The organism is Clostridium saudiense, from assembly GCF_000577815.1.
GTDB lineage: Bacteria > Bacillota > Clostridia > Clostridiales > Clostridiaceae > Clostridium > Clostridium saudiense.
In genome coordinates this window covers 67,397-91,242 of the sequence record NZ_CBYM010000008.1, presented here as the reverse complement: position 1 = coordinate 91,242, position 23,846 = coordinate 67,397, and the positions used below count along the sequence as shown (strand labels likewise).

At 26.7% G+C, this 23,846-nt stretch carries 31 protein-coding genes; 1 reads left to right on the top strand and 30 read right to left on the bottom strand.

Annotated elements, in window-relative coordinates; genetic code table 11:
* Positions 1-6: 6 nt before the first annotated feature.
* The 30 genes from TY07_RS06175 to dapF form a co-directional block, all read right to left on the bottom strand.
* A complete protein-coding gene (locus TY07_RS06175; RefSeq protein ID WP_042396772.1) occupies positions 7-837 on the bottom strand; it encodes an NAD(+)/NADH kinase in 831 nt (276 codons plus the stop codon).
* A 42-nt stretch (positions 838-879) separates the two neighbouring features.
* A complete protein-coding gene (locus TY07_RS06170) occupies positions 880-1,689 on the bottom strand; it encodes a TlyA family RNA methyltransferase (protein ID WP_042396769.1) in 810 nt (269 codons plus the stop codon).
* A gap of 11 nt (positions 1,690-1,700) precedes the next feature.
* On the bottom strand, positions 1,701-3,560 hold the full coding sequence (gene dxs, locus TY07_RS06165) for a 1-deoxy-D-xylulose-5-phosphate synthase (RefSeq protein WP_042396767.1): 1,860 nt from the start codon (positions 3,558-3,560) through the stop codon (positions 1,701-1,703).
* 17 nt (positions 3,561-3,577) lie between these two features.
* A complete protein-coding gene (locus TY07_RS06160) occupies positions 3,578-4,447 on the bottom strand; it encodes a polyprenyl synthetase family protein (protein ID WP_042396766.1) in 870 nt (289 codons plus the stop codon).
* A complete protein-coding gene (gene xseB, locus TY07_RS06155) occupies positions 4,437-4,652 on the bottom strand; it encodes an exodeoxyribonuclease VII small subunit (RefSeq protein ID WP_042396764.1) in 216 nt (71 codons plus the stop codon). The genes TY07_RS06160 and xseB overlap by 11 nt, the downstream gene beginning before the upstream one ends.
* Positions 4,630-5,865 carry an exodeoxyribonuclease VII large subunit gene (gene xseA / locus TY07_RS06150; protein WP_042396762.1) on the bottom strand — a complete coding sequence of 412 codons (1,236 nt, stop codon included), beginning with the start codon at positions 5,863-5,865 and terminating at the stop codon, positions 4,630-4,632. The genes xseB and xseA overlap by 23 nt, the downstream gene beginning before the upstream one ends.
* Positions 5,855-6,703, bottom strand: coding sequence for a bifunctional 5,10-methylenetetrahydrofolate dehydrogenase/5,10-methenyltetrahydrofolate cyclohydrolase (locus TY07_RS06145; protein WP_042396761.1), 849 nt, complete (start codon positions 6,701-6,703; stop codon positions 5,855-5,857). Before TY07_RS06145 ends, xseA begins: the two co-directional genes overlap by 11 nt.
* 25 nt (positions 6,704-6,728) lie before the next feature.
* Positions 6,729-7,136 (bottom strand): transcription antitermination factor NusB, encoded by a 408-nt coding sequence (gene nusB / locus TY07_RS06140; RefSeq protein ID WP_042396758.1) that lies wholly within the window; start codon positions 7,134-7,136, stop codon positions 6,729-6,731.
* Positions 7,137-7,453: 317 nt separating this feature from the next.
* Positions 7,454-7,846: an Asp23/Gls24 family envelope stress response protein gene (locus TY07_RS06135; RefSeq protein WP_042396755.1), complete on the bottom strand. Its 393-nt coding sequence runs from the start codon at positions 7,844-7,846 to the stop codon at positions 7,454-7,456.
* Between the two features lie 84 nt (positions 7,847-7,930).
* The gene (locus TY07_RS06130; protein ID WP_042396752.1) at positions 7,931-8,461 is read right to left on the bottom strand and encodes a SpoIIIAH-like family protein; all 531 of its coding nucleotides are present in this window, start codon (positions 8,459-8,461) and stop codon (positions 7,931-7,933) included.
* A gap of 39 nt (positions 8,462-8,500) precedes the next feature.
* Complete coding sequence (spoIIIAG, locus tag TY07_RS06125) at positions 8,501-9,112, bottom strand: stage III sporulation protein AG (RefSeq protein WP_042396750.1); 612 nt, start codon at positions 9,110-9,112, stop codon at positions 8,501-8,503.
* A 5-nt stretch (positions 9,113-9,117) separates the two neighbouring features.
* Positions 9,118-9,705 carry a stage III sporulation protein AF gene (gene spoIIIAF / locus TY07_RS06120; RefSeq protein ID WP_042396745.1) on the bottom strand — a complete coding sequence of 196 codons (588 nt, stop codon included), beginning with the start codon at positions 9,703-9,705 and terminating at the stop codon, positions 9,118-9,120.
* Between the two features lie 4 nt (positions 9,706-9,709).
* Positions 9,710-10,909: a stage III sporulation protein AE gene (gene spoIIIAE / locus TY07_RS06115; RefSeq protein WP_042396742.1), complete on the bottom strand. Its 1,200-nt coding sequence runs from the start codon at positions 10,907-10,909 to the stop codon at positions 9,710-9,712.
* A gap of 8 nt (positions 10,910-10,917) precedes the next feature.
* Positions 10,918-11,301, bottom strand: coding sequence for a stage III sporulation protein AD (gene spoIIIAD / locus TY07_RS06110; protein WP_042396738.1), 384 nt, complete (start codon positions 11,299-11,301; stop codon positions 10,918-10,920).
* A gap of 9 nt (positions 11,302-11,310) precedes the next feature.
* The gene (gene spoIIIAC / locus TY07_RS06105) at positions 11,311-11,508 is read right to left on the bottom strand and encodes a stage III sporulation protein AC (RefSeq protein WP_042396735.1); all 198 of its coding nucleotides are present in this window, start codon (positions 11,506-11,508) and stop codon (positions 11,311-11,313) included.
* Between the two features lie 18 nt (positions 11,509-11,526).
* Positions 11,527-12,045, bottom strand: coding sequence for a stage III sporulation protein SpoIIIAB (gene spoIIIAB, locus TY07_RS06100; protein WP_042396733.1), 519 nt, complete (start codon positions 12,043-12,045; stop codon positions 11,527-11,529).
* Positions 12,030-12,953: a stage III sporulation protein AA gene (gene spoIIIAA / locus TY07_RS06095; protein ID WP_042396730.1), complete on the bottom strand. Its 924-nt coding sequence runs from the start codon at positions 12,951-12,953 to the stop codon at positions 12,030-12,032. Before spoIIIAA ends, spoIIIAB begins: the two co-directional genes overlap by 16 nt.
* A 264-nt stretch (positions 12,954-13,217) precedes the next feature.
* A complete protein-coding gene (locus tag TY07_RS06090; protein ID WP_042396727.1) occupies positions 13,218-13,583 on the bottom strand; it encodes a CD1247 N-terminal domain-containing protein in 366 nt (121 codons plus the stop codon).
* 111 nt (positions 13,584-13,694) lie between these two features.
* A complete protein-coding gene (efp, locus tag TY07_RS06085; RefSeq protein WP_042396725.1) occupies positions 13,695-14,252 on the bottom strand; it encodes an elongation factor P in 558 nt (185 codons plus the stop codon).
* A 165-nt stretch (positions 14,253-14,417) separates the two neighbouring features.
* A complete protein-coding gene (locus tag TY07_RS06080) occupies positions 14,418-14,789 on the bottom strand; it encodes a hypothetical protein (protein ID WP_042396721.1) in 372 nt (123 codons plus the stop codon).
* Entirely contained in the window at positions 14,782-15,174 is a 393-nt protein-coding gene (locus TY07_RS06075) for a hypothetical protein (RefSeq protein ID WP_042396719.1), read from the bottom strand. Before TY07_RS06075 ends, TY07_RS06080 begins: the two co-directional genes overlap by 8 nt.
* Positions 15,152-15,784 carry a hypothetical protein gene (locus tag TY07_RS06070; protein ID WP_042396716.1) on the bottom strand — a complete coding sequence of 211 codons (633 nt, stop codon included), beginning with the start codon at positions 15,782-15,784 and terminating at the stop codon, positions 15,152-15,154. Before TY07_RS06070 ends, TY07_RS06075 begins: the two co-directional genes overlap by 23 nt.
* Positions 15,785-15,801: 17 nt before the next feature.
* On the bottom strand, positions 15,802-16,242 hold the full coding sequence (locus TY07_RS06065) for a hypothetical protein (RefSeq protein ID WP_042396714.1): 441 nt from the start codon (positions 16,240-16,242) through the stop codon (positions 15,802-15,804).
* Positions 16,233-16,724: a type II secretion system protein gene (locus TY07_RS06060; protein ID WP_042396711.1), complete on the bottom strand. Its 492-nt coding sequence runs from the start codon at positions 16,722-16,724 to the stop codon at positions 16,233-16,235. The genes TY07_RS06065 and TY07_RS06060 overlap by 10 nt, the downstream gene beginning before the upstream one ends.
* Positions 16,717-17,151, bottom strand: coding sequence for a type IV pilus modification PilV family protein (locus TY07_RS06055; RefSeq protein ID WP_042396708.1), 435 nt, complete (start codon positions 17,149-17,151; stop codon positions 16,717-16,719). Before TY07_RS06055 ends, TY07_RS06060 begins: the two co-directional genes overlap by 8 nt.
* Before the next feature lie 3 nt (positions 17,152-17,154).
* Entirely contained in the window at positions 17,155-17,592 is a 438-nt protein-coding gene (locus TY07_RS06050; RefSeq protein ID WP_042396705.1) for a prepilin-type N-terminal cleavage/methylation domain-containing protein, read from the bottom strand.
* A gap of 11 nt (positions 17,593-17,603) precedes the next feature.
* Positions 17,604-18,635 (bottom strand): type II secretion system F family protein, encoded by a 1,032-nt coding sequence (locus TY07_RS06045; protein WP_042396701.1) that lies wholly within the window; start codon positions 18,633-18,635, stop codon positions 17,604-17,606.
* A complete protein-coding gene (locus TY07_RS06040; RefSeq protein WP_042396699.1) occupies positions 18,607-20,004 on the bottom strand; it encodes a GspE/PulE family protein in 1,398 nt (465 codons plus the stop codon). The genes TY07_RS06045 and TY07_RS06040 overlap by 29 nt, the downstream gene beginning before the upstream one ends.
* Before the next feature lie 123 nt (positions 20,005-20,127).
* The gene (locus TY07_RS06035) at positions 20,128-21,123 is read right to left on the bottom strand and encodes a hypothetical protein (protein ID WP_042396697.1); all 996 of its coding nucleotides are present in this window, start codon (positions 21,121-21,123) and stop codon (positions 20,128-20,130) included.
* A 17-nt stretch (positions 21,124-21,140) separates the two neighbouring features.
* Positions 21,141-21,959: a diaminopimelate epimerase gene (gene dapF / locus TY07_RS06030; protein ID WP_042396695.1), complete on the bottom strand. Its 819-nt coding sequence runs from the start codon at positions 21,957-21,959 to the stop codon at positions 21,141-21,143.
* Positions 21,960-22,048: 89 nt separating this feature from the next.
* Here dapF and TY07_RS06025 point away from each other — a divergent pair, with 89 nt between their 5' ends.
* Positions 22,049-23,788, top strand: coding sequence for an Rqc2 family fibronectin-binding protein (locus tag TY07_RS06025; protein ID WP_042396693.1), 1,740 nt, complete (start codon positions 22,049-22,051; stop codon positions 23,786-23,788).
* The last annotated feature ends 58 nt before the right edge of the window (positions 23,789-23,846 follow it).

Genomic DNA, 23,846 nt, shown 5'->3' with positions numbered 1-23,846 from the left:
CTTTTTTTAATTATCTAATATTTTTTGTCTTAAAACATTAAAATAATCATAGTTATCAAATAACATAATTTTTGCTAAATAATCAGATTTTTTTATTATTATGGATGTATTATCATTAATTTGTTTAGCTTCTTGTCCATCAAAGGTTAAATAAATTTCTCCATTATAATTTTCTGCTTTTATAAGTATTTCACTACTACTTTTTAAAACTATAGGTTGCATTCCCCTTGTATGTGGACAAATAGGAGTCAATGTAATTACATCTACATCAGGATAAATAAATGGTCCTCCTGCTGAAAATGAATATCCAGTTGATCCAGTAGGAGTTGCAATTATTATTCCATCACCTTTAAATCTATAATAAAGCTTATTATCGATAAACACTTCAAATTTAACCATTCTTGATAATGTACCTCTTGCAATAACTACATCATTTAAAGCTTTACCTTTTTCATTATTTTCATCATTTAACATTGTACATTCTAAAAGGATTCTATTTTGAATAGTATAGTGTCCATTTTTTATCTTATTTAAAGCTTCGCCAAAATCCTGTATTTCTATACTAGATAAAAAACCTAAATTTCCAATATTCACTCCTAAGATTGGTACATCATATCTTCCATTTATATCTCTAGCTATACCTAGTAATGTACCGTCTCCCCCTAAAACTATTAGCAAATCAAGTTTATTATCAAATTTATATTTACTCATCTCATAACTATTTAATACAGTAATTTTTGAATATTTAAACACCTTTGTAATTTCCTCTATAACTAAAGATAATATCTTACCATCTTTATCTTTTGAAGGATTTAATGCTACTATAATATTTTTCATATTAACTCCTTTTATTATTTGCTATATACCTATAGCCAGCATTTATAGCTGGCTATGTGATTCTCTTACTACATCATCAATTTGACTTAGTTCAAAAGTGCCTTCTTTTTCTTTATCTTTTGTAAAGTAAACTAAATATTCCCTATTACCTTCTGGCCCTTTAATTGGTGAGAAACTTAATCCTAAAACATTAAAGTCATTTTCAATTAAGAAGTTTACAATTTTATTTACAACCTCTAAATGAACTTCTATGTCTCTTACAACACCTTTTTTCCCTACCTTTTCTCTTCCAGCTTCAAACTGTGGTTTTATTAGTGCAACAACTTCACCTTTGTCACCTAAAAGATTTTTAACTGCAGGCATTATTGTTCTTAATGAAATAAATGATACATCTATTGATGCAAAATCTAATGGCACACCAATATCTTCTGGAGTTACATATCTTATATTTGTTCTCTCCATGCAAACAACTCTTTCATCTGTTCTTAACTTCCAAGCAAACTGTCCATAACCAACATCTACTGAAAATACTTTACTTGCATGATTTTGAAGCATACAATCTGTAAATCCTCCTGTTGAAGCACCTATATCCATACATACTTTATTAGTAAGATCTATTCCAAAAGTATTCATTGCTTTTTCTAATTTTAATCCACCACGGCTTACGTACTTAAGTTCTTCACCCTTAAAAACTATATCTGCATCAACACTTACTTTTTCTCCAGCCTTATCAACTCTCTGTCCATCAACAAATATAAGTCCTGCCATAATATTAGTTTTTGCTCTTTCTCTCGATGTACAAATACCTTTGTCAACTAATAATACATCTAATCTTTCTTTTTTTGATGCCATATTCTTCTCCTTTATTTCATAACGTTTATAACGCACTTTTCTATTGATTCTGGATCTAACTCCGCATCCCTATATAATAACTCCACATCTCCATGTGGAACAAAACTATCACCATATCCTAAAGCTTTAAACTTACCTTTAAAATCAAGTTTGCTTAATTCCATTAAAACATAGCTTCCAAAACCGCCATTTATAGCATTGTCTTCAATTGTGATAATATCATATCCTTGAGTAGACAATTCTTTTAACATTTCTGTATCTATCGGTTTAACGAAAGTAGCTCCTATTACTGTTGGATTTATTCCTTTATCCTTTAATGAATCTGAAGCTATCATTGCATGTTGAACCATTTTACCAACAGCAATTATTGCAATTTTATCACCGCTTATTATTTTTTCCCATTTTCCATATTTTATTTCAGTTATAGGATTAATATCTTTAACACAATCAGCACCTCTTGGATATCTTATTGCTATTGGACTGTTTTGATTTAATGCCCATTTAAGCATTAAAGGTAACTCCTCTAAATGTTTTGGTGCTAAAATTGTCATATTAGGTATAGCAGATAAATATGATAAATCAAAAACTCCTTGATGAGTTTCACCATCATCTCCTACAATACCGGCTCTATCAATTGCAAATACTACAGGTAAATTTTGAATACACACATCATGAACTATTTGATCATAGCCCCTTTGTAAAAATGTTGAGTACACTGCAAAAACTGGTCTTAAACCTGCAGATGCCATACCTGCAGCAAGTGTAACTGCATGTTGCTCTGCTATTCCTACATCAAAAAATCTATCCTTATATTCTTTTGCAAACTCTTTTAAGCCTGTACCATCAGGCATGGCTGCAGTAATTGCAACTATATCACTATTACTTTTTGCAAGCTCTATCATTGTATCTCCAAATACTTTTGAATATGTCTTTTTTGAAGGCATAAATGCTTCTCCACTTTCTAAATCAAAAGGAGAAACTCCATGAAATTTATTTGGATTTTGTTCAGCATACTCATAACCTTTACCTTTTTGGGTAATAGTATGAATTATAACTGGACCTTTTATTTGCTTTGCTTTAGTAAATACATCATTCATTAATTCTATATTATGCCCATCTATAGGTCCAATATATTTAACTCCCATATTTTCAAATAACATTGGTGGAACTAATAAATGTTTAATACTATCTTTAACTCTATGTAAACACTCAACTACAGTTTTTCCTGCATCACTATGGCTAAGTGTACTATTAATATCTTCTTTTAGCTTATTATATCCTGGGCCTACTCTAAGTTTATTTAAATGATCTGAAAGACCACCTACATTTTTAGAAATAGACATTTGATTATCATTTAGAACTATAATAATATTTGTTTTATTAAATCCAACATCATCAAGGGCTTCTAATGCCATTCCTCCAGTTAATGCACCATCGCCAATAACTGCAATAACATTGAAGTTTTCTTTTTTTATATCTCTAGCTCTTGCTATTCCTAAAGCTGCTGAAATTGAAGTACTACTATGCCCAACTCCAAATGCATCGTATTTGCTTTCACTAATTTTAGGGAATCCACAAAGACCTTTATATTTTCTTAATGTATCAAATTTATCTTTTCTTCCTGTTAATATTTTATGCACATAACTTTGATGTCCAACATCCCATACTATTTTATCTTCTTCAAAATTAAAGCTCTTATATAAACTAAGCGTTAACTCTACTACACCTAAATTTGAAGATAAATGTCCTCCAGTTTTTGATACCTTATCTATTAAAAAGCTTCTTATTTCATTACTAAGCTCATATAACTCTTTATCAGTCAAGGCATGAACATCTGTTGGTGAATTTATATCCTCTAATAGTTTTGACATAATTACCATTCCTTTGTTTAGTTTTCTCTATCCAAAAGTTCCTTAGTTAAAATTTTTAAAGCTTCCGTATTTACAGATAAGCTATCTAGTATATTAATACTTTCATTAGTTAGTCTTTCGCATTCCTTAATACAATAATCCAAACCATGCATACTTATGAAATTAGTCTTATCATTTTCTTCATCACTTAAAACTTTTTTGCCTAGTTTTTCAGTATTACCAATAACATCTAATATATCATCTTTAATTTGAAATGCTAAACCTAAATTTTCCCCGAACTTTTCTAATAATTCAATTTCTTCTTCTGATGCATTACCAAGTATTGCACCAGCTACTATTGAAACTTTAATAAGTGCGCCTGTCTTTTTCATATGCATATATCTAAGCTCTTCTTCACTTATCTTTTTTCCTTCGTTTATTATATCAACGACTTGACCACCAATCATTCCTTCTGCACCCGCAGCTTCTGCTATCTTTTGAGATGCCACTAATGCCTCTCTACCATGATTTAATGAAAATTTCATCATTACATTCATTGCTTCATTCAATAAAGCATCTCCTGCTAATACAGCAATATCCTCACCATATACCTTATGATTGGTTGGCTTTCCTCTTCTTAAATCATCATTATCCATACAAGGTAAATCATCATGAATTAATGAATATGTATGAATCATTTCTATTGCACTAGAGAATTCTAATATTTCTCTCCAATTTTCTTTATACATATTATAAGTTAGCAACATAAGTAAAGGTCTGATTCTTTTTCCACCAATATTAAGACTATAACTAGCTGAATCATAAATTACTTTATTAAAACTACCTTTATTTTCAAAATAATTTAATAGAAAAGTATTAACTTCCTTTTTCATTTCACTAAACATCATTTTCCCTCACAACTTCAGAATTTTCTTTAATAGTTAGAAATTTCCCTTCTAAAGTATCTAGGGTTTTATATAGTTTATTTACTATTTTGCTTCCTTTTTCATATTCCTTCATAGCTTCTTCTAAACTTAATTCATCATTTTCTAAAGTTGATAAAATGCCTTCTAAGTTTTCTAGCATCTCATTATAACTTTCCTTCTTGGCCATGACAATTTCCCCCTTTTTCTATTGGAACAAAATTCCCTATAACGTATCCATCTTCCATAGAAATTTTAATTTCTTTATCTTCACTAAAGAAATCTTTACTTTTTATTATCTTTCCATTTTCATCTTCTATTATAGCATATCCTTTTCTTAATATATTTATTGGATTATGAGCATTTAATACATTATTAAGTGAAAATATTTTTTCTTTATTGCTCTTTATTTTAAATGCTATAATTTTTTCTATTTTTTCTTTTAAATTATCTATTTCTATATATGCATTAGCTATTTTGCTACTTGGTGAATTTAAACTTAAAACTTTTTCTAAATTCATAAGTTTTCTTTTTTCACTAGATAATTTACTATCTATAATAAAGTTTAATTTATTTTCAAATTCATTAATTTCCCTATATAATTCTCTTTCTAAAGGTACAACTACCTCTGCTGCTTGTGAAGGTGTAGCAGCTCTAAAATCTGATACAAAATCAGATATTGTAAAATCTACCTCATGACCTACTGCTGAAACTATGGGTAAATTTGATTTATGGATTGCATAAGCTAAGGCTTCTTCATTGAAATTCCATAATTCTTCAAGCGATCCTCCGCCTCTTCCTATGATTATAACTTCTACACTCTTAGTCTTATTAAAATATTCAATCCCATCAATTACAGTTTTATAAGCCCCTTCTCCTTGCACTAATGCTGGATAAAGAACAATATCTACTTTACTATTTCTTCTTCGTATAACATTTATTATATCACATATAGCTGCACCAGTTTCTGATGTAACTACTCCGATTCTATAAGGATTTTTAGGAAGGGGTTTTTTAAGTTCTTCATCAAAATACCCCTCCCTACTTAATTTTTCTTTTAGCTTTTCAAACTTTATGTGAAGCTCACCTAGTCCTTCTTGTTCAATTCTATCACAGTATAACTGAAAAGTTCCATTAGCAGAGTAAACAGAAGCTCTACCAGAAACTATTACAGCCATACCTTCTTTAAGAACAAAATCTAAATCATAGCTTTTGCTTTTGAACATAATACAGTTAATTTTGCTATTATCATCTTTTAATGAAAAATAAATATGACCACTTGAGTGATATTTTAAATTAGAAATTTCTCCCCTAACTGAAAGATTATTTAATATAAAATCATTATCTAATATTTTTTTTATATAATTATTAACTTCAGATACCGTTAAGGTTTTAATCTTCATACTTTTCTATAGCCTCACATGCATTTTTCATAAGTAAGGTAGTAGTAAGCGCGCCTACACCGCCAGGAACTGGAGTAACAAATGAAGCTACATCAATAACTTTATCAAAATCTACATCCCCTGTAATCTTTCCTTCAACAGAGTTTGTTCCTACGTCTATTACTATAGCTCCATCTTTTACAAAGCTTTCATCTACAAACTTTGCCTTTCCAATTGCAACAACTAAAATGTCTGCTCTTTTACATACTTCCCTTAAATTTTTAGTTCTTGAATGGCACATTGTTACTGTACAATTTTCCTTAAGTAATAATGCTCCAGCTGGCTTACCAACAATATTACTTCTTCCAATAACAACAACTTCCATACCTTCTAAATTAATATTTAAGCTTTTTAAAATTGTTAATACCGATTTAGGCGTACATGGCATAAAAGTATCTTCTCCCATATATAGCTTTCCTTGATTAACAAATGTTAAACAATCAACATCCTTCTTAGGAGATATAGCTGATATAACTTTCTTTTCATCTATATGTTTTGGTAATGGTAATTGAAGAATTATTCCACTAACAGTATTATCATTATTTAATTTATCTATCTTATTAATTAATTCTTCTTCTGTTACTTCTTCATTTAAATGAACTTTTTCAAATTCCATTCCTAATGATGTTGCTACCTTTTCTTGATTATTTAAATAAAATAAAGATCCTCCATCATTTCCAACTAATATAGATGCTACCTTAGGAACATTTAAATTGTTTTCTTTTCTCTTATTTACAAACTCTTTAATTTCCTCTTTTATTTCTAAAGCTATTTCTTTGCCATCTATTCTTTTACCCATTTTTGCCCCTCCAGTTTATTAATTATTACTCTAAAGTTTTTAATACTTTATCTAAAACTCCATTTACGAAAGATGTACTCTTTTCATCTGAATACTTTTTAGTTAATTCTACAGCTTCGTTAATTGCTACACTACCTGGTACATCGTCAACAAATAACATTTCACCTACAGCTAATCTTAATATTGTTAAATTAACTTTTGAAACTCTATCTAATTTCCAGTTCACTAACGCATTAACTATTCTGCTATCAATATCTTCTAAATTGTCAGTAACAACTTTTACAACATTTTTTATGTAATCAACATCTATAGTTTTTAAATCCATTTCATAATCTTCTATGAATGTTTCTATTGTTTCCTCGTAAGTATTTTTACTTAATTCCATACTAAAAAGCAGTTCCATTGCTTTTTCTCTTGATTTTTGTCTTTTCATAACTTCCTCCTAGGTATATATAATATACATAATCTTCTTATCTGTATTATAAGCTTATATTACATTAATTAAACATATGTATATTACAATATTATCTTATTTCTGTCTAGAAAAATAATACTTTCATACTTCATTTTTTTTTATTTTTAATAAATAATTTAATATTTTTTATTATTATATCACATGTTTTTTTGTAATACTTCTTCCATAAAGTAAAATTCAAATTTTACTTTTTAATTGAACTTAATCATCTACTGAAAGATATAATATTTCCTTATACATTGAGAAACCCTCTGAATATCAGAGGGTTTTTTTAACTATACTTCTTTTTCAGCTTCTGGTTGTTCTTGTTTTGGAACATATATGTTTTGAACATTAACATTAACTTTGTCAACTTTCAATCCAGTCATAGCTTCAACAGTTCTTTTAACATTTTCTTGAACTGATGCAACTACTTCAGGAATTCTCATTCCATATTCTACAGCTACATTTATTTCAATTGTAGCTTTATCTTCTTCTAATGTAACTTTTACGCTTTTACCACTAGAAGCTTTTTTTCCTTTTAAAATTTGTGATATGTTACTTGAAACCCCATGTGGAATTTCAACGATTCCTTTAATTTCATCAGCCGCTATTTCTGCTATAACACTTACAACCTCGTCAGAAATTTTAACAATTCCTATTGCAGATTCATTGTTTACATTTTCCATTCCCTAACCTCCTAAAGGTTTATCTTGTTAAACCTACTTTTACTTATGTTCATTATAACAAAAGAGTTATTACTTTACAATGCATTATTTCATTGATGTTATATCTACATCACTTAATGTAGTGATATCTTCTACTATCTTTTTAATTGTTGCAGCATCTTCTTCTGCTAAAACATCATCAACTTTTACATATACTTTAACAGTTCCATTATCATTAATCATACATAATGAATCTTCATACCCTTTATTTCTTATTTCAGATTCTACTCTGCTTTCTTGGTCTTTCATCTTAGCTTTGGCAACTAAAGCATTATTTGCAACATCTTTAGATTCTTGAGAAGCATTAGCATCTTCAGTAATAGCCTTCATATCATCAACATACTTATCGTCTTGTTGCTCTTTAGTTAATCTCATGCTATAGAAATATTCAGATGTACTTAATGTTTCTTCTGTTGAAGCCTCACTTTCATTAGTTTTATCTGTATTTTGTTTTAATACAGCTTCTAAACTTGTTGGATCATTTAATCCATTTTCATTTAATTTCATTGATAGAACTCCTACACATACTATCAAAGCCATTAGAGTAAAGATAATCCCAAATTGTTTTTTTGTCATTTTTAATTCCTCCCATATATTTTATATAACATTTATATGCTAGTTATTCATTGGATATACGTTAACTTGATCTAAACTTAAATTATATAAATTTGAAACTGCCTTTTGTATATTATATTTAACCTCACTGCTATTTGCGCCTTCTGCAACTATTAATACTCCTGTAATCGTTGGTTTATATGTTTTAGTTATAAATGGTTCACTTGTGCTAGAATCACTTTTCATAACCACAGTTGTACCTTCTGTCTCTTGCTTTGTAACTCTTGTACCTCCATTTGTATCCTCTTCTTGCGTCTCAGATGTTTGAGTACTTGAATTTGTTGCTGGCACTTGTATTTCTCCACTTTCAAAGTAAATATTAACTATTACTTCTCCTACTCCACTCATCTTAGAAAGTATTTTTTCTAGCTCTGCCTTTTGTTGATCTTCATAATTTAGTAATTCCTTAGATGTCATAAGTCCATCATCTGTAGATACTTCTTGTGCTCCTTGTGGCGTATCACTTCCTTTCGATATTCCAATATCATCTCCTAAAAAATTACTTACTGCCAACCATAGAAATATAATAGCTAATAAAACAATTAAACAATTAACAAACTTTTTATTTTGAAACATTTTGTTAATTTCTTTATTAAACTTATCTTTATCCATACTCTTTATCCTCCCATACTGTATAATTTTATTTTTTCTACTGGTATTTTAAATACTTCTGATAAATATTTTTTTATTTCTTCTTCATTTTCAATATTTTCTTCATTAGATACAGTTTCTTCACTTTCATCATTTATGTTAATTTTAATTTTATCTACAATTTTAATACCACTTTCTTTTACTCCTACCTCTAAACCATCTATACTGTATGTCATATCTTCTAAATTTATAGTACACTCTACATTTGATTTAAAATCCATATCTGAAAACTCTTCCTTCAGCATACTATCACAATTGCTATTTAAATTTTTTTTAAAAGATTCCTTTTGCGTTTCGCTTATATCCTCTGAAGTACTTTCACTAGTCATACCTTGTGTAAGCATATTTTCATAATTTTTGATTATTTTAACTACCTCTTGCTCCCCACCAGTAAAGAATTTAATTATTGGATTAATCATTACTGAAATTAATATTAATCCTAAAACAAATTTTATATATTTTTTCATTGAATTATCAGGGGCAATTATCTCTACAGCTGTCATAAAAATTATTGTTGCAACTAATGTAATAACAAAATTATTTAAATATTCCATTTCTCTATCCTCCTACAACAAACTTTCCAGCTGATATCATTATTGCTATAAGTACAAAAAACATTAAGCTTACACATAATACGCATGACATTATTAAGATTAATGATTCACCTGCTGCTGCAATTGAAGATGTAATTCTTTTATCAGTTATCGGCTCTAATAATGCGGCTGAAAGCTTAAATATAAGTGATGATAATACTATTTTTATTATTGGATATATAATTATTAAAATAATTACTATAAGTCCAATAGAGCCAATTGCATTTTTAATTATCAATGAATATCCAGCTACGGAAGATATAGCATCCGATAAGGATTTACCTACAATTGGGATAAAATTATCTATTGTAAATTTTGTAGTTTTTAATGTAACTGCATCTATTGTTGAAGAACTTATTCCTCTTATAGTTAAAACTCCAATAAATACTGTGATAATAAATCCTTGTATCCATACAGTAGACTTTTTAATAAGACCACATAAGTTAGATAACTTTGGTTCCGTAGAAATATTATTAGCAAATTGCAACACAAATGTAATTAATATTAAAGGTATAATTATATTTAAATAAATTTTAGGTATTAATATTGTTGCTCCTAAAATTATTGGATCCATTGTTGCCGCTTGTGTTAATCCTCCTGATGCAATTAGTAGTGCTGCTAATAATGGTAATACTTTATCCATGAATGTAGCTATTTGTACTATTACATCCTTAGCAAGCGATAAAGAAATAATAAATGTCTTTGATAGCAATATAATTAATATTGCATAACATGCAAAAAATGCTATCTGTGAAATTCCTTCACTTGAAAAAGAGGATTGTAAATTTTTAAACAATGAGCATATTATTCCAATTACTACAATTGAAAAAGCTAATGATAATACTGTTTTTACCTCTTTAAAAAACAAACTCACTACAGCGCTTATTACCGTTGAAACAGACAAATTTCCTTCTCCATTTTCAATATAACTTTGTATATATGAAACTGGATCTAATTCATTCATTAGTTCAACATCACTTTTCATCGTATTTATATAGTCATATAAATTATTTAATTTCGATTCTGTTTCTTCATCATTAATTAATGTTGTTGTAGTTTGATCTTCAGCATAAACTTCATTTTCTGTTGTAATAAAAAAACTACTTAAACTTAATACAAATGCACAAACAAAAATTAAAACTATCTTTAAAATATTGCTTTTCATTTTCTCACCTACAATATCTGAAGTATTGAATCTAATACAGCCATCAGTATTGGTATCGCTAATCCTAAAATCATTATTTTACCTGCAAACTCTACCTTACTTCCTATGCTACCTGCTCCTGAATCCTTACAAATCTCACTACAAAATGAGGTTATATATGCAATGGCTAAAATTTTAAGTACAATTCCTATATATACAGTATCTATATTAGCTTTATTTGCAATGTCATTTATAAAATCTATTACCTCTCCGAGCTGCCCTATCATATATAGAAAAATACCAGCCCCAGCTACAAGTATTACAAGTGGTCCTAAATCAGATTTAGTTTGTTTTAATAAAAGATATATAAATAATGCAGTAAAAGCAAAAAATGCAACTTTAATAATATCCATATAAGTCACCTAAAGACTGAACATAGTTCTAACAGTATCAAATAAATTTGAAATCATTCCAATTACAGTAATCAATATAATGACTATTCCTGCTAAATTTGCTAATACTGCTATTTCTCCCTTACCATTGTCCTTTAATATTTTCTCTATAACCATAAGCAAAACTCCCATTGCACCTATTTTAAATAACAAACTTACATCAAACATCCCTAAGCCTCTCCCCTTTTAGATAAAAAATATTGCTAACATAGCACCTATAGATAATCCCAACGTTCTATATAATTTAATATTTTCTTTTTCTAACTTTTTAGCTTCCTTATAATTAATATCTATATTATCTAAAGCTAAGCTGAAAATTCTTTCTTGACCCGTTACTCCGCTATTACCTAATGTCTTAAAGAAATCATTTATGATTTTATAATCATCTTTATTTAAACTTATATTATCCTTATTTTTTTCATAAGCTATTTCAAAACTTTCATATACACTACTAATATTGCCTTCCTCTAATATGGAAGCCATTTCAATAAATATAAAAGAAATAGGCTCTGAAACTTTGTTTCCAATTTCAAATAAGGCATTTGGCAATGGTGTATTGGAATATAGTATTTCATTATTTAAAAGCAATAATGCCTTTTGCATTTCCTTTAAATGAATACTTCTTCTTTTGTAATTTTCTCCTATAAAATAACCTATAAAGGTACATATTAGAAACATTAAAAATATCATTATATTTCTAAGCATTGTAATCCCCTTTCTCTACTGACCTTATATACTTTTTCTATAGTTCCAGCCCCCTTCCTATTACTTAGTAATATAATTCTCTCTAATATGCAATTATCAATTAAATCCTTAAATACAGCCCTTCCATAAACATCAGCAATATCATATCCATGAACTGTTACTATTACATTCACTCCTGAATTAAATGCCATGTTTAAAGCTTCTAAATCTCCCTTTGTTCCAATTTCATCGCAAATTAAAACTTCAGGTGATAAACTTCTTATTGCCATAATCATTCCTGACTTCTTTAAACAATTATCTAAAATATCAGTTCTTATCCCGACGTTCATTTGTGGTACACCATTATAACAAGCTGCTATTTCACTTCTTTCATCTACAATCGTTACTTTTTTACCAGATAAATTTATCTTGTACATTCCATTTGATATATTCTTTGCTATGTCTCGTAAGATTGTTGTTTTCCCACACTTAGGTGGTGAAACAATTAACGTATTATATACTCTATTATTGTTAGTTATTAAATTCATTATCTTGTTAGAAGAACCTATTATTTCTCTACAAATTCTTATATTTAAAGATGAAATATTTTTAATAGTCCTAACTTCTCCATTTGATATAACACACTCTCCTGCTAATCCAACTCTATGTCCACCCTTTAAAGTAATATATCCTTGCTTTATCTCCTCTTCAAAAGCATATAAAGAGTAATTCGATACCTTAGCCATCATAAACTTCAAATCTTCACTAGTTGTCCTATAATCAAGCACCTTTTCTCCATATGATAAATTTAATATTACTGGCTTTCCGCTTTTAATTCGTATTTCCTGTACGGCATCTTCTTGTAAATATTGCTTTACTATATTACTAATCTCTTTGGGAAGTATTTTGTAAATCTCATCATATTCCATAAACTCACTTCCTTAATTATCTTTCTCTTTAATTTTTATTTCACATAATAGATAATTATTCATACTATAAAAAAATATGTAAAATATTTATTTTATAACTATATAATTTACAAATTTTAATACTATGTAAAATAACTCCCTCTTTAAAATATATTTAGTTATTATCATATAAATGCTTTTAAATAGAAAAAAAAGCATAGACTATTGCAAATTTAATTGCATTAGTCTATGCTTTCACTTTAATATGTATAAAATAATTATTTATCACTCTCTTGCCTTTCCTCCACAGAATGGACAAGGAATACTAGAATTATTATTTAAAGCTTGTTGTTCAACAAAAAGTGGTTTATCACAATTGTCGCATTTAATCTCTACATATTCATCTTCAATAGAATTTAAATCATCAAATGAAACCTCTTCAAAAAGTTCATCTTGAATATCAGTTAAATCATTGTCAATATACTCAATATTCTCTTCTAAGTAATCTTGCTTTAATGATATTTCTTCAATCTTAGAAGATAAATCACTTAAAATATCACTTACAGAATCAAATAACTCTTTATATTGTTCTTCTTTGATACCTTCTATTTTTTCTTTAAGATTATTTATCTTATTATTTATATCTTTCATACTTTCACTTCCTTCGAAGAAATACTTTACTTATTACTAATTATACCCATTTTTGCTTTTTTTAAATAAAACAAATGCTAAGTTTTTAAACCTAGCATTTACTTTTAAATATTAAACTCTTTCCATGTATTCGCCAGTTCTAGTGTCAACTCTGATAGTGTCACCTTCATTAACGAACATTGGTACGTTAACAACAGCTCCTGTTTCTAATGTAGCTGGTTTCATAGCGTTTGTAGCTGTGTTTCCTTTTACTCCTGGATCTGCTTGAGTGATTAATAATTCAACAAAGTTTGGTGCTTCAACTGAGAATGCATCACCTTTGTAGAACTTAATTACAGCAAACATGTTTTCTTTTATGAACTTTATAGCATCTTCTACTTTTTCGTAGTTTAATGGAATTTGCTCATAAGTTTCTTGATCCATGAAGTAGTATAATTCTCCATCAGAATAAAGGTATTGCATTTCTTTTCTTTCAATTACAGCTTCTTGTAATTTAGTTGTTGGGTTGAAAGTTGTATCTGTAACTCCACCAGAAATAACGTTTCTTAGCTTAGTTCTAACGAAAGCAGCTCCCTTACCTGGTTTAACGTGTAGGAAGTCTATAACTGTATACACTTGTCCTTCATACTCAAAAGTTGTACCTTTTCTTAAATCTCCTGCTGATATCATAAAAAAATTCCCTCCAAATAACTTGAATTCATTGTTATTATGACCTTTATTAATTACAAATAGTCATAACTTCTTTTGTTGTTTAATGACACAACAAAAACATTCTATCAAAATTACTAAAGAAATGCAATTATTTAAGGAAGAACATCTAAAATTTTAATCAATTTATCTATATAACTCCAAGTTTGCTAACAAAACTCCATCTTTTCCAATGATATTATAAGATTTTATATCAAAAAATTCTAGTTTATCTAACACTTCAACTATATTCTCTTCATTCCCACTTATCTCTATTTTTATATTCCACTTTTCTGCTCTTTCTTCCATTTCTAAAATATTGATATTTTTTATAGTTTTTAACTCATTAAAAACATCACTATAAAGTAAATTTACTTTTGTCATAACAACCGGCATTTCTTTAATATCTTTTTCCTCTTTTATTGTACTACAAAATAAAAAAAGTAAAACTTGTAAAAACGTTAGTAAAATAATTACACTTTCTTTATTATCATGCATATATAATTTAAATTTATTCATAAAAAATTTTCACAACCTTTAAATCATCTTTGTTTGTTATCTTTTTTATTACAATACCACGTTCTTCTAAATAACTAATATCTTCATCAATATTATAAGTGATATCAGCTTCATTATTTTCTACATGTAATTCTACAATTTTATTATCATACAACCCTAACCATTTACTTACCTCTTCAGGTTTAATATAACTATCATCAATTTCATAATTATTATTAGTTTTTATTTCTTCCTTAAATAAAGGTTTTAAATTAAAACTTAATAATATTAAGTTAAGTAATATTAATGCTTGATATCCTTTTTTATTTTCTTTACTTTCTTTAAGCTTCTTTTTTTCTATATAATCTAAAGGAAGAAAATTTTTATACCTCAAATATTTTTTCATTAATTTTATCTCCAATATTTAATCTTATAAAAGTCCTTTTTTCCTTAAATTGTTCCATAAGCTCATTATCTATATTTTTGTCTATAACAAAAGTTTTTCCTTCATTAATATCTTTATAATTAAAATTTTTAACAAAATTTTCTTTATTATCTACAATACTTTTTGTAATTAAATTATTGGTAATCTCTAAATAATAAATGTGATCCTTTATTTTTGTTAAAACTCTATACTGCGATGGTTTTTTAATTTTTTTCATTGTTATTTCTCTAATATAAAATTGTATAGGTAAAATAGTTACCTCACTTAAACCCTCACATAAAAACTGTATTCTTTCAACATCTCCAATTGAATATAAAAATAGTTTTTTTCTTTTTTTATCATATTCATAATGCATCAAAACATTATGATTAACTCCATATTCATCATTAATTATGTCACAAATAACATTTTCCTTTACACTTTTTATTCCATCATAAGATTTTATTAATAAATTTTCTTCTATTATATATAAATTAACCTCTTTATTTATTATTTTTTTAATAGATATATCATCATATATTTTTCCTTTGTGAATATATTTATTTTTATTAGCAATTACAATATCTCTCATACTTTCTCCTTGCTTTCTTAGATAAAGATTTTATATAAGCTTGGAACAAAAATAATATCTATACTTTCTTCATTTTCTATAAAAATACAATCTATTTTTCTAATTAATTGTGATGTTTCACTTTTAACATCATTCAAAAAACAGTTTCCATTAGATATTATAAGTTTTATATTTTCATTTTCGCTAAAACAATATTCAAAGCTTATGCTATTATCATCTTTATAGCTTTCAAATTTATTTAATATTTCTTGATCATTAAATATAACTTCCTTAACTTCTTCTATTAATTTATTTTCTTCATTTGTTAATGTTAAAACATCTTCTCCTATTTCATATAATGAATATTTACTGCTATTTGCAACTATTGTTTTGCTACTTAAAACTATTAATACTATTAATATATTTAACAAAATTAACACTTCTAACATTATAACTCCATGCTTTTTAACTATATACATCTTATTCTTACTCCTGAATTTTCACTACTTATGCAGTAATATATAAGCTTTCCCTTTTTTATAACAGTAAAATCATTGATATTATCAATTATAGTGTTATTACCAACTTTAATTTTTCCATCTTCACTACTTATAGTTTTTAACATTAATTTTCCATTACTTAAATGAATTATTTTAGTTTTTTCATTACCACTTATTTCTTTAAATTTAACTACTATATTATCCCCAGTTATCTCACTTGTATATACATCATCAAAACTGCTGTTTATTTCTATAGCTACAATAGCTGAACTTTTCCATAAAGACTCTATATTTAATAAAGCATTATCAAATTTATCTTCATAATAACAATTATATAAACTAATATAGTAGTCTTTTACTCCTTCAAAAGATAAACCTATAGTTATACCCCCTAAAATAAAAACAATTGCTATTACAACAATACTTTCAATTAATGTATAACCTCTTTTATTTTTACTCATAATACTCCATCCATTTATACTTTAAAAAGCTCTTTTCTAATTTATCAATATCATTTTCAAGATAAACTTCTATTTTAACCTCTAAGATTTCTTCATTATCACTTTTTTTATTGATAAAAATAAATATATCACTTCCAAAATCCATACTAGTTAATGATTTTGTAGTCAAATTTTTCAAAATATCCTCATCATATCTTAACGAAAGATATTCTATTTCATTTTCATCTATTATTTCATTCATTGATATATTATATTTTATTTCTTGCATGATACAATATACTACTCTACTTGCTTCTTCTATCTTTCTCCTTTTATAATAATTAGCTCTATTGCTTGCAATTAACATGGTAACAACTAAAAACATCATCATTATAATATTCACTGCAACAATAGTTTCTATTAATGTACTACCCTTTTTCTTGCTCATTATCTAATTACCCTCATATATATTTACTGTATCAACTCCAGTTGCTATTGCTATTTTATGAATATTACCGTTACCATCTAAAATTTGAATTGTATCAGAATCTATATGTCCTAAATTGTTAATCTTCAAAATATATACAGTTAAAAATTTACACTTACTATTTAAATATATACTTTTTATTATTTTTCCCCCTTGTTTTTTATCTTTAAAATTTACAGTACCAACACTCTTATTAATTTCAATTTCACCATAACTAGCATTTTTAACACAGTAAAACTTTGCATAACTTATCATATTGCTTAGTTCATTACAAAAACCAATTGCTTCAGCCCTATTTATTGTGCTATTAATAGAATTGGCTATATTTATAGTTGGTAGTAACAATACTGAAATTATTGCTATTACAATTATTAATTCTATTAATGTATAACCCTTTTTCATAAAAAAACTCCTTAAATTAAAACAATATCTAAGAGGGGAACTACAAATTTTATAATAAAACTTAATATGATTATTCCTATAGTTAATATTAATAAAGGCTGGACTAATACAGTTATTTTACTAATTTTATCGTTTAAGTTATTAAATATTTCTGTTTCTAATATAATAAGCCTCTTATCTAAAGAACCACATTCTTCCCCTAATTTTATATGAGCTAATGTATATTTAGAAAACATCATCGTTTCATTCATAGATTCTGATAATACTTTTCCATTTTTTATATCATCATTTATCTTTCTTAAGACTTTAGTTATCTTTTCATTTAACTCTCCTTCACAACAATATTCCAAACCTATAGCGATATTAATACCACTATTAATAACTACTGACATAAGAACAATAGTTATATATTCATTAAACAAATTATAAACCTGAATTTTCTCTATATAATAATAAAAACTCTTTCTAAGAAAAATATTAAATATGAATATTGGTGCGATTATCCCCCAAATCATTACTTGAAGTATTATTAAAATTGGATTCCTAAAAACAAATTTCTTCATAGAAATTATTTTTAAATAAATATCTGGTATATCTTTCCCCATAGCACCATAGATATTAGCCATACTAGGAATAAAGAAAAACAAAACAAAAAAACCTAATATAATTAAAGCAATCATTAAAATTAAGGGATATGTTATTGAATTTATAATTGTTTTATTTATATATTGTAGCTTATTGTAGTACATTTCTAATCCCTTCAACACATAAACAATTCTCCCAGTTCTTTCTCCTATCCCAACCATAGAAAGAAAAAATATTGGTATTAAGCCTTCCCCTTTACTAAAAGCTTTTCTTAAGGTTCCTCCATCTCTTATTATGATTTCCATTTCCTTAAGAAGCATCTTATATTCTTTCTTTAGTGGTAATTCATCTAATAATGAAAATATATGTAATAGCTGAATACCTTCTTCGTATAATTTAGAAATATTACCTGCAATTAATGCTAAATCTTTATAGCTTACTTTCTTTTTTGAATTCAAAACTTAATCCCTCCACTTCAATAAAGTTTTCATAATCTAACAATGAAATATTCCCATTAATCAATAGAGCTTTTAAGTTTTTAATCATTTCTAAATTCGAAAGAAGACTATTATCATTATTTATATTTTTTATTTTCTCTTTCATCTCATTATCAATGACATGTATTGCAGCAACTAATGATCGACCTTTATATCCAGTAAAATTACATTCATTACATCCACACTTTTCATAAAGTTTAATTACTTTTCCATCAATATTTTTTTCATCAATTATAGTTTTACAATTATCACATAATAACCTAATAAGTCTTTGAGATACTATTCCAACTAATGAATCCCTTATTAAATATTTTTCAACCTTCATATCTTCAAGTCTAAAATAAACTTCTCTTGGATCCCGTGTATGTATTGTAGAATAAACCTTATGTCCTGTTAAAGATGCCCTAACAGCCATTTCCGCAGTTTCCTCATCTCTTATTTCACCTATCATGATAATATCTGGATCCTGTCTTAAAAAACACCTTAAACCTTCTGCAAAGCCAATATTTAAAGTTTTATTTAAATTCATTTGATTTATTCCTGGAATAATTGCTTCTATAGGATCTTCTAAGCTTGATATATTAACTTCATCTTTATTTAACTCCTGCAATATACTATATAAAGTTGTTGATTTACCTGAACCCGTAGGTCCATTAACAATAATAAGGCCTGAATTAACTTTCATAATATATTTTAACTTATCTTTTTGTTCAGCCGTTAAGTTAAGCTTATCTATTGAATAATTAAATCCATTTCCATATAAAATTCTTATGACAACCTTTTCACCAAAAACAGCTGGCATTGTACTAATTCTTAAATCATAACTTTTCTTATTGTACTCAAATGAAATTTTACCATCCTGTGGTTTTCTTTTTTCAGTTATATCAATATTAGAATTCAACTTTATTTTTGATAAAATTAATTGATATTCTTCTTTATTAAAAATATACATAGACCTCAATAATCCATCAATTCTAAATCTTACTACTACATAATCCTTATATGGTTCATAATGTATATCAGATACATTAAGTTTAATGGCTTCTTTAATAATTATGTCATATGCTTCTTTTTTCTGGCCTAAATATGCTATTTTAATAAGATACTGAATTTCTTCCTTCTTAATTAAAATTAAAATAACTTTTTTTCTAAAAATGAAAAGCATATCCTCTTCAACCTTTTTATTTACCTCACTACAATAAACATAAACCTCCTTTTCATTTTCTTTAAAGGGAATTGCATTAAAGATTTTAGCTTTTTGTTCATTAATTTTTCTAGCAACTGTAATATTAATATTTTTTAATAAATTATTATAGATTGTTTCTTTCATCCTTTATAAAACTCACCATGAATGCTTTTTATATACCAAAAATTCATTTCTTTGTTTATTTCAACAAAAATTTTGTGATTTTTCACAAAAAAATAAGAATTTAGAATAACTCTAAACTCTTATTTACTCAATATTTATAAAATCACATGTTTTAAGACTATCGTCAACTAAAGTAACAGTTCCTTCTGCATATTTATAAAGATGCTCATTTTTACTTGTTCCACTTCCACCTACAAATAAAATTTCTCCTTTATCATTAACGGATAATCCTTTTTCTACATATAATGTATTTGGAAAATCAAATACAAGTCTTTTTAATTCATCATTATTGATTTCATAAATAGAAAAATTATTATTTTTTACTCTTCCTAATAAATATATGTTTCCATTAACCTCTTCAATATCATTAACATCTATAACTTCATCAGAAACCTCACTTATAGTCCCATCGATATTAACTATCTTAAGCATTGTACTTTCTTCATAATGTTCTTCTACAAGTGCAACTCCATCTTTAATATGTTTTAAAAACTTTACAAATCCATTATTAATTTTATAAAGATTTTCTTCAGAATTGCTTTCAATATCATATGTAAATATCCCTGACAATTTATTTACTGTATCTACTCCATAAAAAGCTAATTTTTTATCAGTGATCCAATCAATAAACTGACCAGAAATAACAGCATTATTTTCTAATAAAATTTCTTTTTTATCATTAAGCCTCATAACTGCAGGAACAAGATATTCATCATTAATAAAATAAAAAACATAGTTTCCATCTGGCGATATTTTCAAACCTAAAATATTATCATGTTCAATCTTAATATCTTCTGAATTATAATTAACATAAAAACTATTATCCTTGAAGAAAGTATAAGTATTAGATGATAAATTATAGTTATTAATTATTTTACCTTCAGTATCAATTAGCTCATATTTTCCTTCATCATTTATATTAAAGGTTTCATAATCATTTCCTTCATCAACAAATGCCCCTTTATTTATTATAATGCTTTCTTTATTTTCTTCTTCGTTTTTATTGCAACCAATAAGTATAAAACCTAATACTACAACTTGAAATACTACTAATAATTTTATATATATTTTTTTAGTCATTTATTTTTCCTCATTTTTTAATACACTATTCCATCACAAATAAAGTTTGCATCTCCAATCATATAAATTGAATTGCCTTCAATTTCTATTCTTAACTCACCTCCAGGTACTTTTACATTTACTTTTTCTTTTGTTAAATTTAATTTATTACATACAACAACTGATGCTGAACATCCTGTTCCACAAGAATAAGTTGCTCCAGCACCTCTTTCCCATGTTCTTACTATTATATTTTCATCGTCTACAACTTTAACGAAATTTACGTTTGTTCCTTCTTCAAAAAGTTCAAACTTTTCAATATATTTCCCTTCACTAACATCATAGTTTTCATCATCTTCAAATATGACAGTATGTGGTACGCCTACTAAAAGAGCTGATGCATTATATTTTTTACCGTTAACATTTATTTCTTCATTTATTAATTGTGATTTATTCTTTAACGGAACTAATGAACCATCAAAAGATATTTCACCCATATATACTTTAACACCATCTACAGTGCCATTATTTATTGTAAGATTCAGTTTTTTAACTCCATCTCCAGTTTCAACAGATATTAAATCTTTTGATACAATATTTCTTTCATAAACATATTTTCCAAAGCATCTTATAGCATTTCCACACATATTTGCCCATGAACCATCACTATTTATTATTACCATTTTTATATCAGCAATATCAGATTTTCTTACAAGAACTACTCCATCTGCTCCTATACCAAATCTTCTATGACAAAGTTTTTTTGCTAAACTTTCTTCTTGTCCAATATACTTATTATCTAAATCTAATAAAAATATAAAATCATTGCCTGTTCCGTGCATTTTTGTAAACTTCATAATATCTGCCTCCTTTATTTAACCGTTTTACTATTACAAAAAATAATGATATACTTACTTTAATTAATACTAAAGAAAGGATGAAATTTATGGCAATAGACGGTATCTACTTATATAGTTTAGTTGAAGATTTAAAAAAATCAATATTAAATTCTAAAATTGATAAAATTAATCAGCCTGAAAAAGATGAAATTATAATAACTTTACGAAAAGAAAGAAAGAATCTTAAACTTTTAGTATCTGCTTCACCAAAATATCCAAGGTTTAACTTAACAGAAGTTATAAAAGCTAACCCTTTGCAGGCTCCTATGTTTACAATGGTTCTTAGAAAATATTTAATCGGTGGTAAAATAATTGATATTGTCCAACTTGAAGGTGATAGAATTGTAAAATTCCTTATTGAATCATCTGATGAACTTGGTTTTAATAGTATCTACACATTAATAGTAGAAATAATGGGTAGACATAGTAATATTACTTTAGTAAGAGAAAGAGATAATAAAATTATGGAGTGTATAAAACATATTTCTCCTTCAATGAATAGTTTTAGAGTTTTGTATCCAGGAATAACTTACAAACTTCCTCCAAAATCAACTAAAATTAATCCTTTCTCTTATAATAATACCACTTTGCAAGAGTTTGTGAATAATAATTCTATAACTTTTAACAAAAATTTCTTTGTTTCTTGCTTTACTGGTATTAGCAAACCATTATCTGAGCATTTATTTATGGAATATAATAAAACTTATAATGATTTTTCAATAGAAAATATAAGCATATTTTTATCTAAATTCTTAAAAGATTTGATTGATAACGAAGTCTTTACTATATACAAAGATAAAGATGGCAATTATGTAGACTTTTATATGCTTCCATTAGATCAACTTGAGGATAATTTTACACCGCAAGTATTTGATAATATTCATGAATTAATGGATAAATACTATTTAGAAAAGGATAAACAAGAAAGAATTAAAGGACGTTCTGTAAATCTTCAAAAATTAGTAACTACTAATATTGAAAGATGTTTAAAGAAAGAAAATAAATTAAATAGTGTCTTAGAAAAATGTAATGATAAAGAAGATTTCAAAATAAAAGGCGATTTATTAACTTCCTATATCTATAGTATTAAAAAAGGTGATAGTTCATTCACTACTGTTAATTTCTTTAGTGAAGATGGTGAAGAGGTAACTATACCACTTGATGAAAACAAAACACCATCTGAAAATGTTCAAAGCTATTATAAAAAGTATAATAAGTTAAAAAAATCAGAGGAATCAGCTATTGAACAATTAGAAAAAAATAGTGATGAATTAGAGTATCTTAACTCAGTATTAACTAACATTGAAAATTGCGAAAGCTATACTGAAATTGATGATATTAAAGAGGAACTTATTTCAACTGGTTATGTAAGAAAAAGAAAAGCTAATGGTAAAAATAATAAAAAAGCAAAACCATCAAAACCGCTTCACTATATCTCATCAGACGGAATTGACATTTTTGTAGGTAAAAATAATATTCAAAATGATAATTTATCATTAAAGTTTGCAAACAAAAATCATATGTGGCTTCACACTAAAAATATTCCTGGATCACATGTAATTGTTTGTTCTAACGATGTTCCTGATAATACTTTAGTAGAAGCTGCAACTTTAGCTGCATATTACAGTAAAGCAAAAGAATCTTCAAAAGTAGATGTTGATTACACATTAGTAAAAAATTTAAAAAAGCCTAATGGTGCTAAACCTGGAATGGTTATATACCATACAAACTATACAATGACTGTTGATCCTTCTGATATTAAAAGTTTGAATCTAGAAAAGAAATAGATTAAAAAGGTTAAATTGCTTTACAATTTAACCTTTTTCATTCTCTTTATTCTAACTC